Origin of the sequence: Solibaculum mannosilyticum (genome assembly GCF_015140235.1) — a bacterium.
Taxonomy (GTDB): domain Bacteria; phylum Bacillota; class Clostridia; order Oscillospirales; family Acutalibacteraceae; genus Solibaculum; species Solibaculum mannosilyticum.
Genome location: NZ_AP023321.1, coordinates 320437 through 338347 on the forward strand (window position 1 = coordinate 320437; position 17911 = coordinate 338347).

The 17911-nt window shown below is 54.0% G+C and carries 16 protein-coding genes; 2 read left to right on the forward strand and 14 right to left on the reverse strand.

Annotated elements, in window-relative coordinates; genetic code table 11:
- Position 1: 1 nt before the first annotated feature.
- The 9 genes from C12CBH8_RS01515 to C12CBH8_RS01555 form a co-directional block, all read right to left on the reverse strand.
- Positions 2-1816, reverse strand: coding sequence for an ABC transporter ATP-binding protein (locus C12CBH8_RS01515; protein WP_191229421.1), 1815 nt, complete (start codon positions 1814-1816; stop codon positions 2-4).
- 185 nt (positions 1817-2001) lie between these two features.
- Positions 2002-2952 carry a helix-turn-helix domain-containing protein gene (locus tag C12CBH8_RS01520; RefSeq protein ID WP_227123637.1) on the reverse strand — a complete coding sequence of 317 codons (951 nt, stop codon included), beginning with the start codon at positions 2950-2952 and terminating at the stop codon, positions 2002-2004.
- Between the two features lie 220 nt (positions 2953-3172).
- Positions 3173-3571, reverse strand: coding sequence for a winged helix-turn-helix domain-containing protein (locus C12CBH8_RS01525; protein ID WP_227123638.1), 399 nt, complete (start codon positions 3569-3571; stop codon positions 3173-3175).
- A gap of 38 nt (positions 3572-3609) precedes the next feature.
- Positions 3610-3978 carry a metal-dependent transcriptional regulator gene (locus C12CBH8_RS01530; protein ID WP_195328105.1) on the reverse strand — a complete coding sequence of 123 codons (369 nt, stop codon included), beginning with the start codon at positions 3976-3978 and terminating at the stop codon, positions 3610-3612.
- 16 nt (positions 3979-3994) lie between these two features.
- Positions 3995-5704: an ABC transporter ATP-binding protein gene (locus C12CBH8_RS01535; protein WP_195328104.1), complete on the reverse strand. Its 1710-nt coding sequence runs from the start codon at positions 5702-5704 to the stop codon at positions 3995-3997.
- The gene (locus tag C12CBH8_RS01540) at positions 5701-7461 is read right to left on the reverse strand and encodes an ABC transporter ATP-binding protein (protein WP_195328103.1); all 1761 of its coding nucleotides are present in this window, start codon (positions 7459-7461) and stop codon (positions 5701-5703) included. The genes C12CBH8_RS01535 and C12CBH8_RS01540 overlap by 4 nt, the downstream gene beginning before the upstream one ends.
- 3 nt (positions 7462-7464) lie before the next feature.
- On the reverse strand, positions 7465-8982 hold the full coding sequence (locus C12CBH8_RS01545) for an ABC transporter ATP-binding protein (RefSeq protein ID WP_215533395.1): 1518 nt from the start codon (positions 8980-8982) through the stop codon (positions 7465-7467).
- Positions 8979-9701 carry an energy-coupling factor transporter transmembrane component T gene (locus C12CBH8_RS01550; protein WP_058722717.1) on the reverse strand — a complete coding sequence of 241 codons (723 nt, stop codon included), beginning with the start codon at positions 9699-9701 and terminating at the stop codon, positions 8979-8981. The genes C12CBH8_RS01545 and C12CBH8_RS01550 overlap by 4 nt, the downstream gene beginning before the upstream one ends.
- Positions 9701-10312, reverse strand: coding sequence for an MptD family putative ECF transporter S component (locus C12CBH8_RS01555; RefSeq protein ID WP_058722716.1), 612 nt, complete (start codon positions 10310-10312; stop codon positions 9701-9703). Before C12CBH8_RS01555 ends, C12CBH8_RS01550 begins: the two co-directional genes overlap by 1 nt.
- 188 nt (positions 10313-10500) lie before the next feature.
- On the opposite strand from C12CBH8_RS01555, the gene C12CBH8_RS01560 reads away from it, so the two are divergent.
- Positions 10501-11463 (forward strand): AraC family transcriptional regulator, encoded by a 963-nt coding sequence (locus C12CBH8_RS01560; RefSeq protein WP_071698932.1) that lies wholly within the window; start codon positions 10501-10503, stop codon positions 11461-11463.
- Positions 11464-11621: 158 nt separating this feature from the next.
- Here C12CBH8_RS01560 and C12CBH8_RS01565 read toward each other — a convergent pair whose 3' ends face one another.
- The 5 genes from C12CBH8_RS01565 to C12CBH8_RS01585 form a co-directional block, all read right to left on the reverse strand.
- Complete coding sequence (locus C12CBH8_RS01565; protein WP_058722714.1) at positions 11622-13352, reverse strand: ABC transporter ATP-binding protein; 1731 nt, start codon at positions 13350-13352, stop codon at positions 11622-11624.
- Positions 13349-15091 (reverse strand): ABC transporter ATP-binding protein, encoded by a 1743-nt coding sequence (locus C12CBH8_RS01570; RefSeq protein ID WP_071698931.1) that lies wholly within the window; start codon positions 15089-15091, stop codon positions 13349-13351. The genes C12CBH8_RS01565 and C12CBH8_RS01570 overlap by 4 nt, the downstream gene beginning before the upstream one ends.
- 82 nt (positions 15092-15173) lie before the next feature.
- Positions 15174-15797 carry a TetR/AcrR family transcriptional regulator gene (locus C12CBH8_RS01575; RefSeq protein WP_024729813.1) on the reverse strand — a complete coding sequence of 208 codons (624 nt, stop codon included), beginning with the start codon at positions 15795-15797 and terminating at the stop codon, positions 15174-15176.
- 137 nt (positions 15798-15934) lie between these two features.
- Positions 15935-16552 (reverse strand): hypothetical protein, encoded by a 618-nt coding sequence (locus C12CBH8_RS01580; protein ID WP_058722712.1) that lies wholly within the window; start codon positions 16550-16552, stop codon positions 15935-15937.
- A 31-nt stretch (positions 16553-16583) separates the two neighbouring features.
- Positions 16584-17468: a hypothetical protein gene (locus C12CBH8_RS01585; protein ID WP_071698930.1), complete on the reverse strand. Its 885-nt coding sequence runs from the start codon at positions 17466-17468 to the stop codon at positions 16584-16586.
- Positions 17469-17610: 142 nt separating this feature from the next.
- Between C12CBH8_RS01585 and C12CBH8_RS01590 the strand changes: the two genes are divergently transcribed.
- On the forward strand, positions 17611-17757 hold the full coding sequence (locus C12CBH8_RS01590) for a helix-turn-helix domain-containing protein (RefSeq protein WP_215533396.1): 147 nt from the start codon (positions 17611-17613) through the stop codon (positions 17755-17757).
- Positions 17758-17911 lie beyond the last annotated feature (154 nt).

The following is a 17911-nucleotide window of genomic DNA, read 5'->3' on the forward strand; positions in this document are numbered from 1 at the left end:
GTTACACCGCCTTTCCGCTGATTTTCCAGCCAATCGCTTCTGTATAGTGGTTCCACATCTGTGCATAGCGTCCGCCTGCGGCCACCAGCTCGTCATGTTTTCCTTCTTCGACCAGGTGTCCTTTCTCCATGACGATGATCTTATCTGCATTGCGGATCGTGGAGAGGCGGTGTGCAATGATGATAACTGTCTTACCCTGCATCAGTTTTTCAAAGGCTTTCTGGATCAGATATTCATTCTCCGGGTCGCTGAATGCCGTTGCCTCATCAAGCACGATGATAGGCGAGTCCTTGATAATGGCCCGCGCAATGGCAATTCGCTGACGCTCGCCACCAGAGAGATGGATGCCCTTGGAGCCGACCACCGTGTGATACCCGTCCGGCAGTTTGGAGATAAAGTCGTGGCACTGTGCCGCTTTCGCCGCCGCAATCACTTGTTCCTCGCTGGCGGTCGGGTTGCCCATACGGATATTATCCAGGATGCTCTGCTTGAACAGGAAAATATCCTGGAACACAAAGCTGACATGGCGCATCAGGTCATTCTCTGCCATATCGCGTACATCTACACCGCCGATGGTAATGCTGCCGGAAGAAACATCCCAAAAGCGGGAAATCAGATTGGCAATCGTACTCTTGCCGCCGCCGGAGGGGCCGACGATTGCTGTGATCTGTCCCTGCTTTGCTATGAAGGAAACATCTTCAAGCGCCTTCTCGGAGGAATCCCCGGTATAAGAAAAACTGACATCCTTGAAAACGACATCATCGTTTGCCGGTTTTTGGGGGTGATCCGTCTCCGGCATTTCGGGAATATTCAGAATTTCGTCCATTCGTGCCACATTCCCGTCAATCTGCATGAACGATTCTGAGATATACATGATCTTGTTCAACACACCGGAGATGGCAGGAACAAAGAGCAGATAGAAAATGAAAGTCATGGCAAATCCGGCGAAATCGTCGGTTCTGGAGCCGATCAAAATTCCTACCGGGACGAGGATCAGGTAAACATTGTTGATGATCGTGGTGAAGGCGGGCATACAGTTTTGCCAGCCAAGGGAGAATTTCAGCACCCACTCTGTATAGCCGGTAATGGCATCTTTGAGTTTCTTGAAAGAGGATGCCGTCTGATTAAACGCCTTTACTACCGACATTCCCCGGACATACTCCACAGAAGCGTTGTTCATTTCTTCCAGGGCCTTTTGGTATTTGCCCATGTTTTCTTTCATTTCACCGCTGCCAAAGCCGATAAACTCTGCGACAAATGCAAGAATGATGCCGACCAGGGAGGCCAGACCAAACCGCCAGTCAACAGCCAACAGGATGATGACCATGACGATAGGAGCGGTAATAGAGGCAACAAAATCAGGAAACTGGTGAGCAATAAAGCCCTCCACACTTTCAATGTTTTCATCCATGATTTTCCGCAGACGGCCGCTGCCAATCGTCAAGTGATACCCCAGTGGGATTTTGGTAATATGGTCTGCAAAGAGAACTTTCAACTCGTACAGCGTTCCAAATGCCGCCATGTGTGAGCTGAAAATAGCCAGAAAATACAGTAGGATATTCGCCACGATCCCGGCGAGCGCCAACCAGCCATAATTCATGACCATCCCCATATCCAACTGGTCAAGGTTCGGGAAAACACCGATAATTGAGCGGATCATAAAATAGACCGCTATGTACGGGATAAACGAAGCAATGGCCGCCAATGACGAAAGAACCGCAGCTAAGAACACAAGGCCCTTTCTGTCAGAAGCCAATTCCATGCATCGTGCCAAACCCGTCTTTGGTTTTGCTTGTTTCGACTTTGCGTTTGACATAGCATGAACCCTCCTTAAAAAGAAAATGTCGCGGTTAGTTCTTGCTAACCGCGACATTTATTTTATCAACTTTTGAAATTGGCTGCTACTCCATATCTATGCGTCACGGGCAAAAATAGCCCAAAGATACCAATGAATTAGTAGAGACTACACCTCTACCGCTGTTAAACGCTGCCTGTACATGACTATCGATTTTTTCGGTAGTCTTTTGGCAACATTCCATATACAGATTGAAATGCTTTAGCAAATTTACTTGCGTTGCTATATCCAAGCTCCAAGGCAATATCACCGATTTTCATCTTGTTTTCCGAAAGCCACTGGGCAGCTAAATTCATTTTGTATTTTTTGAGGTAGGCATACGGGGTGTCCCCATATATGTGGGAAAAAACCAGATGGAACACCGACAGATTCAAGTGCGCCTCTTTTGCCAACTGTTCCAAGGGAACTTTTTCATCCAGATGGGAAATAAGATACTCCCGAATAGCTTTTGTTGCTTGAATCTGTTTCTTATCAAAATACTTTGAGTCGCACCCGCTAATCTGTGTCAACTGATCCATATGGTATAATAGTTCTATGGCCTTAACTTTGAAATAGCCGACAGGCTCCGTTTGAATGGCTGTGTATAATTCGGAAAACAAGTGTCGTAATTGCGGTGGAGTATCACTGACATACCATTGTGTTTCAAGACCAAGTGTTGTCCCTATTTTATCAAGGTCAATGGGAATTGTCCGCATCATCCGGCGTATTTCGTCCGAAAGCGCCTGACGATCTATGACAAGACTAACGCCGTAATACTTCCCCAAGGGGAAAGAGAACGAAGTCGGCAAATGCGCTGTGGTTGCAACACTGAAATAGCCCGTTGGCAAATATGCCACAGTATGATTGGCAAATTCGCATTCGTAGCGTCCGGTTTGACAGTGAGTAATCTGGAGGATATCTGGATTGAACTTCTGGGCCCTCATAGATTCATCCGTTTCAAAATCGAGGAAGCAAAGTTGTATTCCCTCAAACAAGCTATAATTTTTTACGATACCACGCCCATTACATCCATAATCCACAACCATCTGTCTCTCGCTTCTCGATAGCACTTTCGCCTGTACACCATACCATTCCGGATTGAAATTGACCCTCTCCATTATCATCACTCCACCAGTTAGCCTTGTCTTACCCTTTTTATGGTAACATAAACTACTGTATTCTTCAATAAAAATAGCCCATCTTTACTTATGATATAGCAAAATCTGCGGTATGCCCCAACATACCGCAGATTTATGACACTCCATTTTATTCTTACCTTGCATAGTCCTAATAAATCAATGGCTTCGTACTATCTACCAACATTCTTTTCTATAATCCTCATGGCGGCAAGAATTTATAGCCCTTCCCATACACGGTTTGGATAAAGTCGGCGTTCAGCTTATGACGCAGCTTGTAAATAATGCTGGAGATCCCCGTCCAGCTACTGTCAAACGAATCAGGGGCGGCGAACTCATAGATCTCCCTTTGTGAAAATACCCGTCCGGGCCGCCGGGCAAGCAAATGAAACACATCGAACTCCATAGGAGTCAGCTCTATGAATTTGCCCTGCCAAAACACTTGACGGCACGCAGCGTCGATACATAAAGCCTTGTAGCGCAGAGGGGCAGAGGGAAGATCCGTACACATGACCAGTTCTGTTGACTCTATGAAGGCCATGATTTTCTCTGCGGTTTCAAGATCATCTTCTTCGACTGATAATATGAACAGTTTTCCCACTATATCACCCCCAATAACCTCGACTGACAGGCCACTTTTTATTTGTCCTTTAGCCCTGATTTAATTTTTTGAAAACTGTCATCGCTGATTGCGTGCTCCATGCGGCAGGCATCCTGCTCGGCAGTCTTTGGCTCTACACCTGCCTCCACCAGCAGACGGGTGAAAAAGCAGTGCTTCTCATAAGTTTTTTCGGCAACCTCTCTGCCCACATCTGTCAGGTGCAGGAAAGAGTCTTCGTCCATGGTGAGAAAACCGCCCTCTTTCAAGGTAGCTACCGCATGACACACGCTGGGTTTCGATACATCAAGGTGCCTGGACACATCCACGGAGCGTACCATGCCCTTTTCCTTTTGGAGCACCAGCACGGCCTCCAGATAATCCTCGCCCGACGCATGGAGTTTTTTCATCGACGCAACCTCTCATTTATACAGTGATTTTCTGTTCTGCGTTCCACATGGCCGCATACTTGCCGTTCATAGCCAGCAGCTCCTCGTGGGTGCCGGATTCCTTGATTGTTCCGTCTGCCACTACCAGGATCTGATCCGCATTCTTGACGATGGACAGGGTATGGGCGATCATCACCACGGTCTTTTTCGCCTTGAGCAGATTGGCGATGGCCTGCTTGACCGCCAACTCGTTCTCAATGTCCAGGGAAGCCGTGGCCTCGTCCAACAGCAGAATCGGGCTGTCCTTCAGAATGGCACGGGCGATAGAAAGCCGCTGCCGCTCTCCTCCGGAGAGCAGATTACCGTTCTCGCCGGTAGGTGTATCGTAGCCCTTTTCCAGCCTGCGGATAAATCCGTCACAGTTGGCCTCCCGGCAGGCTGCCTCAATCTCCGCGTCTGATGCGCCGGGGCGGGCGTGGCGGATGTTGTCCCGGATGGTGTCGTCAAAGAGGAACACATCCTGATCTACCATGGAAACCTGCTCCAGCACGCGCTCCGCCGCCACATGATTGATGGGCTTCCCTCCGATGGAGATGACACCGCCGGCCGGCTCATAATATTTTGCAATCAAATTCAGGATGGTGGATTTGCCGGAGCCGGAATCGCCCACAATGGCGGTCAGCTTCTGATCCGGCACCGTAAAGGACGCCTGCTTCAGCACCGGCTCTCCGGGAACATAGGCAAAGTCCACATGGTCAAAGATGATCTCATGGGTAGCGGGCCGCAGCGCCTCCATGCTGCCGCTTTCCTCCGGCTCATCCATCACGCCCAAGATCTTTCCTTTGGAGATCATCAGGTTTTTGTAACTGGTGAGGTCCACAAAAATGGCGTTGGCAAGCTTGGAACAGAACAGCGGCAACATGCAGACCAGCAGATAGGAAACCGTGTCGATGGCCCCGGCTGCCCACGGCGCGTAGGCGGTCCAGATGACCAGCGGGCAGGACAGCCAGATCAGGATGCCCAGCCCGGCTCCCACAGGGAGCACCTTGGCCTCATATACAAAGCTGATGCGGCAGAAGTCCCGCATGGCGCTGATAACCGTCTTGTTTTTCAAGCCGCCCACGCCATAAGCCCGGAAGGTCTGGATGCCGGATACATACTCCACGATGCTGCTGACATTCTCCGCACAGATGTCATTCTTTTCCTTGCCGTACTTCTTCACCATACGGAAAGAAAGCCACAATCCAGGAATCAGCAGCAGATCCGCCGCCAGCAGGATCAGCCCGGCGGGGACATAGATCGTCATGACAAACACAATCAGCATGATGGACAAGGCAAAGTTTTTCGCCAGGTCCCCGATTTTGTGGGTCAGGATCTTTTCATAGTTATTGACATCGCTGGTGATGGTGTTGATGTAGTCGCCGGTCTGCCCCTGGGTAAACCGGGACAGAGGGATACGCTTGAGATGATCACCCATAAACAGCCGGATATTTTGGCTGACTTCCGCGCCGCCGATCTGGGCTTTGGTGTAGCCATAGCTGTAAATCAGGATACGGAGCAGGAAGATGCCGGCAATCGCCCCGGTCAGCATCAGCACCCGGTTCAGGTCAAACTGCCCCGCCCACAAAAACTGCATGACCGAGTAAAGCAGCAGGAACAGGCTGCCGGAGAGCAGGCCCTCCAAAACAGTTCCCCCAACGCCAATATAAAAATTTTTGTTCTTTTTCAAGACATCGTGTTCTCTCATTCTACTCGCCCCCCTTCCAACTGATAGGTGATGTTCCGGGCCTTTTCGTAGTCCTCCCAGGCTTTCCGGTAGTAAGCGTTATCCCTGCGGACTTCCTCATGGGTGCCGACGCAGGTGATGGTGTGGTCCTCCACCACTGCGACCCGCTCACACATCTTCAGGGCGCTCAGGCGGTGGGCAACCACAATGACGGTCTTGCCTTTACAAAGATTTTGGATGGCCCTGTCAATCTCCATCTGGTTTTCCGGGTCAGAGGCGCTGGTGGCCTCATCTAAAATCAGGATCGGGGCATTTTTCAAAATGGCGCGGGCAATGGCGATCCGCTGCTTCTCTCCGCCTGAAAACCGGGAGCCGAAGCTCCCTACCTTGGTATCGTAGCCATCCGGCAGAGACATGATGAAGTTGTCGATCTGGGCTTCCTTTGCGGCGGCCCTCACTTGTTCCAGACTGGCGCTGCTCCCCATGCGGATGTTCTCCAGTACACTGTCGCGGGTGAGGAAGGTCTTTTGAAATACAATAGCCACATTGCTCAAGATGGTGTCGTAGTCCAGCTCCTTGACATTTTTTCCGCCGATCAGCACCTCGCCCTCCTGCACATCATAGAAGCGGGAGATCAGTTCGATTATGGTGCTCTTACCGGCGCCGGACTGCCCCACCAGGGCCAGCCTCTCTCCGTCCCTGATCTTGAGATTGACGCCTTGCAGCACATCGGTTTTGCCATCGTAGGAAAACCGTACATTTCGCAGTTCAATATCATGGCATTGGGGGAAATCCGTGCCGCCCTCATAGATGGGGACATCCAGGATCTCCTTCGCTTTGGTGACCGCGTTCAGCACATTGGCGAAATTGGTCCCCAGCTCCTGCAGCGGACGGATCTCCGTCAGGTACATGGACCCCACATAGAGGAACAGCAGGAATGCGCTGGCTGTCAGGGAGCCTTTCAGGAAAAACATCCCGCCCAGCGGCACCATGAGCAGCATTCCGCACTCAATGATGACCACGAAGGCCGCGTAGGGTGGCCCCATGCGGCGGGAGGTCTCGTTCCACATGGCGTTTTCCTCATGGATGGCGGAGGAGAATTTCTGGAAGGATTTGCTCCCCATGTTGTATGCCTTGATGAGCTTCATGCCGCTGATATACTCGATCATGACCGAGTTCAGCGCGGTGATGGAACGGTTGGCCCGGTCCATCAGGTCATCTGTGTTGCGGAACATGACCGCCATCACCACAACCGCAAGCACCAGCGGCACCAGGGAAATCAGAGCCAGCGGGATATTGACGGTCATCAGGTAGGCAAAAACCACCACCGGCCCCACCAGATAGCACACCAGATCCGGCAGATTGTGGGCCAGAAACAGCTCCAGCTTCTCAATGTCCTCGTTCAGCACGGTTTTGATGTCTCCGGTCCGCCGCTCGTTCAGCGCCCCCAGCGGCACCTTAGCCATGTGTTCCGCTACCATACAGCGCACCTTGAACAGCGCGCCGTAGGCTCCCTTGTGGGATACCACTCCAGACGCCCCGAACAGCACAAAGCGGAGCACCACCGCCGCGGCCACAGCAGCCACGACCCGCACCACCAGTTCTTTGGTACAGGTCCCGCCAAAGGCGGCGTCCATCAGCCGGTAAATTTCAATATAGGGCACCACAATGCACAGGCCCCCGGCCATCGCCAGAAGCACGGCCAGGAACAGCCATACCTTTTGCTCCCCGGCCCAGTGGAGCAGCAGGGCCACACGATTGGTTTTCTTCTGTTTCATAGACTACCTCTCCTTTCCATCTGAATGGCCCAGGCCACCTTCTCTGTCTCCTTCGGAGCCATTCACCTTGACAGAGAACAGCTCTCTCAGCTTCGGGAGGGCGTCCATCACAACAGGTATATCATCGGGCATCTCGCCCTCGTCAAAATGCAGGACACGGGAGCAGGTACGGCAGACAAATTCAAAATCATGGGTGACAATGAAAATGACCTTTCCCAGCTCAGACAGCCGCCGGATCAGCTCCGCCACCTGGGTCATGCTGTCAAAGTCCAGACCGCTGGTAGGCTCGTCAAACACCAGCAGGTCTTTTCCGCAGATCATGCTGACCGCTACGGCCACCCGCTGCTTCTGCCCGCCGGACAGCGTGTTGGGGTGGCGCTCCCGATAGGGAGCCAGCCCCAATTCCTCCAGAGTTGAGGCGGCCAGGGTCAAGTCCGGATTGCGGATGCCGAAAGAGCACTCCGCCTCCACACTCTCGGCAAATAATTCGTAGTTCACATCCTGCATCACCATGTAGGAGTGTTTCAGCCTGTTCTTCCGCTCCATCGTCTGTCCATCCCATAGAAACTGCCCCTCGCAGTCCTTGTGGAGCCCGCACAGGGCGCGGGAAAAGGTCGTTTTCCCGGCCCCGTTGTGGCCCACCACGCCGATGACCTCACCCTTTGCGGCGGCAAGGCTGATGCGGTGCAGGACCGTCCGCTTTTTATACCGGAGTGTGACATCCCGAAGCTCCAGGACAGGGGAAGATACCGGCGGGTGGACTTGCGGAGGCCGCACCTCCGCCAAGTCCGCCGCCCGCAATCCCATGCGTTCCCGGGTCTCCCTTGGTAATCCGCGGAACTCTTCCGGCGTAAAAATCTTCTCAATCCGGCCCTGCTCCAGGTACACGATCCGGTCCGCCAGACCCATCAGATAATAAAGCCGGTGCTCCGCGATCAGGATGGTCTTGCCCTGCTTTTGAAGCAGCCGCAGATGTCTTTTTAACTCCTGGATAGATGTCATATCCAGATTGGAGGACGGCTCATCCAGCAGGTAAATCTCCGGATTCATGGCATAGACCGAGGCGAAGGCGATCTTCTGCTTTTCGCCCCCGGACAATTCAAAGATATTGCGGTTTCGGAGCGGGCGGATATGCAGGTCGTCAGTGGCCTGCTCCACCCGCTCCGCCAGCTCCACGGGCGGTCGGGCCTCGTTTTCAATCCCAAAGGCGATTTCGCTGTCCGTGTCCACATTGAAAAACTGCGTCCTGGGGTTTTGGAACACAGAGCCGACTTTAGCGGCGATCTGGTACATGGGCAGCTTGCTGATCTCCTGTCCATCCACCAGTACGCTGCCCGTCAATTCTCCCGCATAGAATTGTGGGATCAGGCCGTTGACCAGCCTTGTGATGGTGGTCTTGCCGCATCCGCTCCGGCCGCAGAACAGGACGCACTCTCCGTCCGCAATCGTCAGATTGATGTCGTGCAGGCCATCATGCTCCTGCCCCTGGTAGGCAAACGACACATGCTTCAGCTCAATCATCCGAACACCCCCTTCCAGTACAGCCCCACAGCGAGGTACGCCGCGAAGCAGACGCCCGCCAGAAGATCCGCGGGTCCTATGTGAATCTGCACCAGACAGGTCCGGGGCTTCGGGTTTTCGATCCCGCGGGTAATGGAGGCGATGGACAGTTCATCCGCCGCCTTGGAGGCCGCCATCATCAGCGGGACATAAATGCACTCCACCGTCATGGCCGGGTGCGTCAGCAGTCCCTTGGGAGACGGCGATACATCCCGCATCCGCATGGCGTCCTTGATAAACCGCCAGTCCTCCTGGATGGTGGGGACATAGCGGAGCATGACGGCCAGCGGGATCACCAGCTTTTTCGGTGCGTGGATGCGGTTCATGGCGGATAAGAATTCGCTGACCTTCGTGGTAGAGAGGACAATGCCGGACAGCATCCCACAGGGATAGACCTTATGGAACAGCCCCAAAAAGGCGATAAACATGGTGCGCCAGGTGCCCGTCATGGTGTCCATAATCCAGAGGGTGAGCAGAACAATCAGCGCATAGAACAGCACCCCCTTCCAGGCATATTTCCACTTCCCGAAGCAGACGCCGAGCAGTCCGATCAGCACCACAAGGCCCAGTTCGTAGAATAGGGACGGGGCCATCATAGCGGAAAGGATGCAGAACAGCAGCAGCAATATCTTCGTCCTGGGGTCCAGCCACAGCCCGCGCCGGGATGACGCTCCGCCCATCATGCGGTGATCCCAGCCTTTTCAAACTGCTTTTTCAGCATCTTGCCGCCGACCCAGCCGCTGAGAGCCGCCACCGTCAATGTGCCGGCGATGATGACCACGAGGAGCCAGGAGGGTGCGGAGGCGTTCATGGTGTCGATGTAGGACTGTTCCGTGCCATTGTTCAGCATGGTGCTGGCCCAGCCGTCCGGGTCAAGAAAGAATACCACATAAGTATAGATGCCTCCCAGGGAAATCAGCATATAGGACAGCAGATTGATGGCCTTGTTGCGGTAGTGACCGGCGCCGGCTACCAAGTCCGCAATGAGTCCCATCCCGATATAGCCCAGGGAAAACGCCCAGTGCATTCCGGTGGCAAACCAGATGATCCCCATGATGATGCCGAGGATTGTGACGCTCCACCGCTTCTGCACTTTAGCCACCATCAGCAGATAAATAGGGCCGCACAGCAGCGCCGCCCCCATCGGCATATAGAAGGTCAGGACTGGATTCGGGGCGAACGGAAGTCCGCCGACCAGGGTAAACACAAAAAAGATGGCACTGAAAATACCCGTTGTCACAAGATCCTTGACCGTAAGGCCCTTCTTCAGTGAATTGACTTGATTACTCATTTTGCTCCTCCTGTTTTTGCGTCATGTTGACTTTTTCTTTGTGATATGCTACTCTTTGGTTAGAGTTCGCTAACCGTCACCTATAACATACACTCGATTGGGGCGGCTTTCAATGATTTGAAACGAGGTTCGTCTTTTCGTTTCAAAAGTTCGTCCAATCGTTGTAAAGAGGAGGCGAGTCTTTTGTCATGCCCGAAATCATTGAGCAATACTATGCGCCGCTGTTGAAAGGGCACGGTTTTATTCCCGACCCGGATAATCAGCAGTATGGTTCTTTAGGTATCTCGTGGAAGTTATCGCCCGAAATCGGAGAGGGGTCCTACTGGACCTACGGGCAAAAGGATCTGTACGACATCAAGATCCATAACTTTTCCTTTCACGAGGACTCTCTGCTGGAATTCTCCCTGCCAGAGTGTTTGAGCATCACCCGCTATGATTCCATCTCCGGCGAGGAATTGGCTCCGTACCGCCGGCTGTCCGCCGGGTGTATCAAAACCTATATCGGTGGCTATTCGCCCTACCGGGTGCTGATCCACAAAAATATTCCCATTCGCTCCATCGGCGTTGAGATCATGCCCGCCTACTATGAGGATTATCTCAAAAAGCAGTATCCGGACGAATACCACAACCCGGTGGAGGCATTCCGAAAGATCGACCAGACAACAGACTTCCCGGAAATGTCCAGGCTCCTTACAGAGCTTCAAAATTACCGCGGAGATGGGATCGCCGCCAAACTGTTTTATGAGGGCAAGGTAGCCGAAGCGTTGTCGCTGGTGGTGGAGTATCAGAAAAAGCGTCCGGCGGCCACTGGGCGGCTGGCAACCCAGGATATTGAGAATATTCAGACAGTCGCTACCTACCTGAGCGACCATTACGCCGCGGAAGTTCCCATGGAGCGTCTGACCCAGATTGCCTGCATGGGGACAACAAAACTCAAGAGCAGTTTCAAGAAGGTCTACGACTGCACCATCACCGAGTACATCCAGCAGCGCCGCATGAGCCAGGCGGAGTACCTTCTCACCAATACTGATTTGTCCATTGGACAGATTGCGCAGACTGTGGGCTATTCTACCTCCAGCCGCTTTGCGGAGCTGTTCCGAAAGAGCACTGGACTGTTACCGGGAGAGTTTAGGAAGGTAGGAAAGAAGTAGAATAGAAAGCGTGCAGCTCCACTTTAGTTTTGGAACTGCACGCTTTCTTTATAGCGTTCCCCATATCTGCGCATGGCGATTTTTTTGCTGCAAATGCCATAGCCACCCAAAAATCACAGTGCAAATATCTGTACTGCAGTTTTGTCTTTTGCGATCAATCAAAGTGTCCATCGGCTGGACTCCGTGCGCTCGGACACGAAATCCCGGTAGATGCCCGCCTGCTGGATCAGTTCGTCGTGGGTACCCTTTTGGACGACGCTGCCCTGGTCCAGCACCAGAATCTGATCCGCACCCCGCACGGTCTTGAGCCGGTGGGCGATCATCAGCACGGTCTTCTCCCTCGTCAGGGCTTCCATAGCCCTTTGGAGCTGATCCTCATTCTCGGGGTCCACATTGGCCGTGGCCTCGTCGAAGATGACGATGGGCGCGTCCTTCAAGAGACACCGGGCGATGGAGATGCGCTGCTTCTCTCCGCCAGAGAGCGTGGCTCCTCCCTCGCCAATTACCGTATTATATCCATCCGGCAGGGCGGAGATAAAGTCGTGGCAGCACGCCTTTTTTGCAACCTCCACCACCTGCTCATGGGTAGCGTCCGGGCAGCCGAACTTGATATTGTTCTCCACCGTGTCGGCAAAGAGGTACACCCGCTGGAACACCATGCTCACCTGCTCCATGAGGGATTCCAGTGTGTACTCCCGCACATCCCGGCCGCCGATGGTCACACGGCCGCCGTCCACATCCCAAAACCGGGCGATCAGGTTGCAGAGAGTGGTCTTGCCCGAGCCGGAGGGCCCTACAATGGCGGTGGTCGTTCGATCTGGGATGGTCAGAGACACATCCTTGAGGATGGGGCGACTTCCATAGGAGAAGTTCACATGGTCGAATACAATCTCGTGGTCCTCTGGACGGATTACCGTGCCGCGCTGATCCATCTCCGGGATGTCGTCCACCTGGTTTGCATGGTCGATGGAGCTGCCCACCAGACGCAGGGCGGACACGCCGCTGCCCGCGGACTGGATCTGGGAGAAAATCAGGAAGGAGACGATGACCGCCATCAGCGCATTGGCGAGGGACATGGCTCCTGTCAGGCACAGCCCCACCGACGCGGCCAGGATCAGAACGCTGAACAGGTGGAGAACCATCTCCTGGCCCCAGATATAGGGAGTGAACAGCTTCTCTACCGCCAGATTGTTCGCCCGGCTGTCCTCCAGAGCCTGCCGCACCCGCTTGTCACCCTTTCCGGTCAGGTTAAAGGACTTGATGACGCTCATGCCCTGGAGCTGTTCCAGCACCGCCTCCACCAGCCGGGCCTCGTCCCGCTGGCGCTTGGGGGCGATTTTGGCGGACTGTTTCTCCATTCCGGAGAGAAGGGCCAGATACACCAGCATCCCCGCCAGGGCCAGCAGACCGATCCGCCAGTCCCAGAACAGGATGCACAGCAGCATGACGGCAGAATTGATCAGGCCGCCCAGGATACCAACCAGTACCATAGGGCCGGTGCTCTCCACCTCGTCCAGAACGGTGGTGGTGATGCCGGTGAGCTCCCCCAAACTCTGGTCGTTGAAATAGCCCATGGGGACCCGCTTGAGTTTGTCGCCGATGGAGATACGCTTATTCGCCACCATGAAGTAGCCGGCGTGGGTCTGTTGGAGCTGGCTGAAGCGGTTGAGGACCGCCCGGCCCAGAATGCTGGCCAGCAGAAGCCCCAGCGCCTGCCATGCCGGGGCGGGGTCTGTGGAGCCGCCCACCAGGGCCAGCACCACCACATAGATGGCCGCGATCTGGAACATGTGGAACACCGCGTAAAAGAAGCCTAAAATCATGGACTTTCGGATATTGCCCTGTTCCTCGCCGGCAAAGTGCCAGATTTTTTTCAGAACGCCGATCATGCCTGCTCTCCCTCCTTTGCGCCCATGTGAGCCCGCCACATCTCTTGATACAGCGGGCAGTTTTTCAAAAGTTCTTCGTGGGTGCCCGCATCCTGGATGCGGCCGCCATTGACTACCACGATCTGATCCGCTCCCGTGATGGTGCTGAGGCGGTGGGCGATGACCAGAACGGTCTTTCCCGCCACCAGCTTACCCACGGCCTGCTGAACAACAGCTTCGTTCTCGGGGTCTATGTAGGCGGTCGCCTCGTCCAGCACCACAATGGGCGCGTCTTTGAGCATGGCCCGGGCGATGGCGATGCGCTGGCGTTCGCCGCCGGACAGATGGGCGCCGCCTCCGCCCACCACGGTGTCGTAGCCGCGTTCCAGGCCCCGGATAAAGGCGTCGCACCCGGCGGCCTTTGCCACGGCCTCCACCTCGGCGTCGGTGGCCGCCGGGCGACCCATGCGGATATTTTCCCGGATGCTCTCGTCAAAGAGGTAGTTGTCCTGGGAGACAAAGGCCACCTGGTCATAGAGCTGCTTCAGTGGGACCCGCTTCAAGTCTTGTCCGCCCAAGGTGATGGAGCCGGAGGTTACATCCCAAAAGCCGGCGATCAGCTTGGCGATGGTGGACTTGCCCGAGCCAGAGGGCCCCACAAAGGCGGTCATGCTCCCGGCGGGAATGGTGAGGGACACATCGTGGAGCACCTCCTTGTCCGCGTGGTAGCCGAAAGACACATGGGAGAGCTTGATGTCCCGGCCCCGGAACTCCACCGACGCTTCCCCGTGATCCTGCTCCGCCCCGTTCAGGATGGCGTCCACCGAGCCCACGATGGTGCCCACTTTGGCAAGGCTGTCCACAAAGTCCATAGCGGCCAGCAGAGGCCCGGCAATGCCCAGGGACAGGACGATGGTGGTGATAAAGGTCTCGATGGGCAGACTCCCTCCGGTGTAGAGAAGCCAGCCCACCGGCAGAATAGTAATCATGGTGGTAGGTGAGATGGCACGGGCCAGAGAGACCGGCATCTGGCAGCTCTTCATCCAGTGGTAGAAGTAGGAGGCGTTGGCCTTTACGCTGTCGGAGAAGCGGGCATAGGACTGCTTGCCCTGGTTGAACGCCTTGATGACCTCAATGCCGCCGATGTACTCCACAATGGCGCTGTTCATGGCCTGGGTGGTCTTGACCGAGCCCTCATACTGCTTGCCGTAGCCAGCCATCACCGCCATCATGAAAGCCATGCCCACCGGGATGGACACCATGCTTAAAAGGGCCATCCGCCAGTCCAGTACGAACAGGTAGATCAGGATGCACACTGGCCCCAGCACATTGGCGGTCATCTCCGGCAGAAGATGGGCCAGGGGCCGTTCCATGCTCTCCACCTGGTCCACAATGATCTGCTTCATCTGGCCGCTGGAGGTGTCCAGAATCGTACCCAGAGGCATCTTTGGCAGCTTCTCCAGCACCCGCTCCCGGATGGATTTCAGGATGGCAAAGGTGGCCTTGTGGGATTGGGACAGGGCCAGGGAATACAGGGTGGCCCGGAGCAGGAAGCCCACGAGCGCCACAACACACCATATCAGGTAGTATTGCATACTCTGCTCCCCTTTCAGCAGGCCCAGGATGATCTGCGCCGCGGCGAAGTAAGGGAGCATCCCAAACAGTACCCCCACCACAGCGGACAGGACCGCCCGCTTCAGGCCGCCCTGCTGTCCCTCTCCCAGCTCCCACAAACGGAGCATGGGGCTTTGTTGTTTCATGATATAAATTCCTCCTTTTGGTTAGTAATTGCTAACTTTTGTGCAAACAGGAGGGCTGCACCCAAGGGCACAGCCTCTTTTGTCAGGGCTGAGGGTCAAACACGGTGCCGAAACCTGCCATGTGGTAGCGGTTGAGCATCTTGACATAGCGGTGGGCGGCGGCGCGGTCCATGTTGTGCCGCACCACCTCGAACATGCCGTTGAAGTAGGCGGTGACGATGATATGGATGAACTCCTCCGTCACCAGGCCGGATTTGACGCTCTCGCAACCGATGACCTCCATGTACTTGTAGGTGTACTCCACCTCGATGTCCACCAGTTCGTCCAGGAAGCGCGAAAACCGGGTACCATGGGCCCCGTCCAGCAGCAGGCGGAATACATCAAAGTGGTCGTAGATGTAGTCCAACAGGTCTTCCTGATGGCGGGCAGTGTACTGGCCCATCTCGGCCCTCTGCTCCTCCTCCGGGAATTGGTGAAAGTCCTCCTGGACCTTGCGGAACATGGCCTTAAATTCATCCACCACCGGCTCCGCGAGGGCGCGGAACAGCCCCTCTTTGTCCCCAAAGCGGGTGTAGATTGACCCGGTGCTGGTCTCCGCTTCCTGGGCGATGGTACGCAAGGAAGCGTCCAGAAATCCCCTGGACAAAAACTCCTCCTTGGCGCACTCCAGCACCCGGTCATAGACGCCCACCTTTTGTTTTGCCACTGCCATTCCTCCTCATTCAAAACAATGTTTTATAACGCTGTTTTGAATATAGCACTACGGTTTTCATTTGTCAAGAGGGGAGCTCAGAATAAGAGAGCGAAAGACCCCGCAGACCGAATCTGCGGGGTCTTTTCATGTTATTCTATTTCTGCATCCTCTTGAATAGTCGGATAGATCATCTGCCACGCCGGGAGAAAGTCCAGTTGAACCAGCGCGTTGCGGAAGGCCCTCGATAGTGGGTCTACAAATTCCCTTCGGCTGTGAAGCAGTTCCACGATATAAAGCTCCCATGTGTAGTGGGGTCCCCGCTGTTTCTTCCACAGCGGATAATACGCCCTCTCTGCTCGGAACATCAGAAACTCTACGATTGAGATACAGTTCTCGAAGGAATAGAGCTTTGCCATATGGAGCATCCCGGCGCTGTCATAACGCGCTACGGGAAAGTCCACTTCTGCCTCTGACAATGTAAAGTCAAATGCGGAGGCCGGGAAAGCCATCACAGTGTTGAACAGCACCCTTTGAGCTGCCAGGAGCAATGTTTTTTCTCGCCGCAAAAAGGAGATATATTCCTCCCATGTGAGGTCGGCCCAAAACCCGTCCACATCGCTTTTCTTTTTCCAAGTGAACAGCGTGTCCTCCACCCGGTAGGTTAAATAGGTCAGGTACCCGTATGTTGTTTCTTCATCATACAGCTTTGCGTACATGCCGGTACGAAGGATTTGTTCTACCAGCTCTTCATTTTGATCCCAGTCCATTGTTCCACCTGATCTGTCATTTTTAGCCCAATTAAAAATTCAGGAAATCAAGCCCGGCGGCCGTTGACATTGCAATTACTTCATTTGGGTTGTTCTGCAATTCCACCTCCGTCCCCAGTGCGCTCATCAACAGGCCGAAGGTATCGTGCATCCCCAGCTGATTCTGCATATTGTATGTGGCGGCGTACTCCGGAAAATAGGCCCAGATATAGTTCATCAATGCGGGGTAGTTGATTAGGCCGCCAGTCCTTAACTCCTCGTACTGCCCCCATAGTTCAAACAAGGCGAGACTGCTGGCCCGCTTGGAAAAGAACAGATACCCCAAGGTATTGTCAATTCCTTCCCGTACATCCTCTTCGGACTGCTCCGATTGCTTCAATACGGTTTCCGAGAAGTCGCAGTTCCAAATAGGATAGCAGACAGCGAGGACTTCCTCTCCTGTACCTGTTTCGATCCAGAAGACGCCGTTCATCAGCGGCTTGTAGCGTGCAGTACGGCCCCGCGGCGTGGCAAGGGGCGCCGGGTAGGGCCCAAAGTATTCCGGATGATACTCCATATTGAAAAAAGCAACATCACGAAGCGAGGTTTGTCCGTCTGCGTACATTCCGTGCCGGACCTGATACCGATAGATCTCATACTCAATAATTTTATACCCATGTCGTTCCTCCGCAAACGGATAGAGCAGCACACGGGAGTCCTCTTCCGACATTCTTCCGTATGCCATAGCCTCTTTTGATATGGCTGGCGAGGAGCGTTCCACCACATAGTATTCGTCCGCTAAAAACCTGCCGTCCTGTTTCCGGGCCGCGATATAGTAGACGCCGGGGCACTCCTGACATGCCCTTACTATTTCACCAACTGTGTCGTCTAAACAGAACGGCAGCCTCTCCGGGGGTGATTCTCTTTCTCGATCCATGCGTTTCTCTCTTTTCCCGTGTGGCGTTTTACTCAATTATAACACCATTAAAGTGCTATTGCATAAAAAAGCACACCACGCGCACCCTAATGTCACACCACAAAAGTGTACCATGAGGGAAATGGTGGTGGAGGAATCGTATATGGAGATGGACTTTATTAGAAACCGTATTACAGAGTTACGGGTAAAAAAGGGGATTTCCGAGTATCAGTTAAGCTATGATTTAGGGCATAGCAAGAACTATATTCATAACATTGTAACGGGAGTTTCCCAAACAAAAGGATATTAAGGAATAACCTGTGTTTACCTGCTTGCGAATAAAAAAATATTGTCACTAAACCAGAGATACTACATAAGTGTGTTGGTATCTCTTTTTCGTTGTCTTGAAACAACGGACTATTTCATCTCTGCTTGATTATCCTAAACTTATCGGGCTATGATTT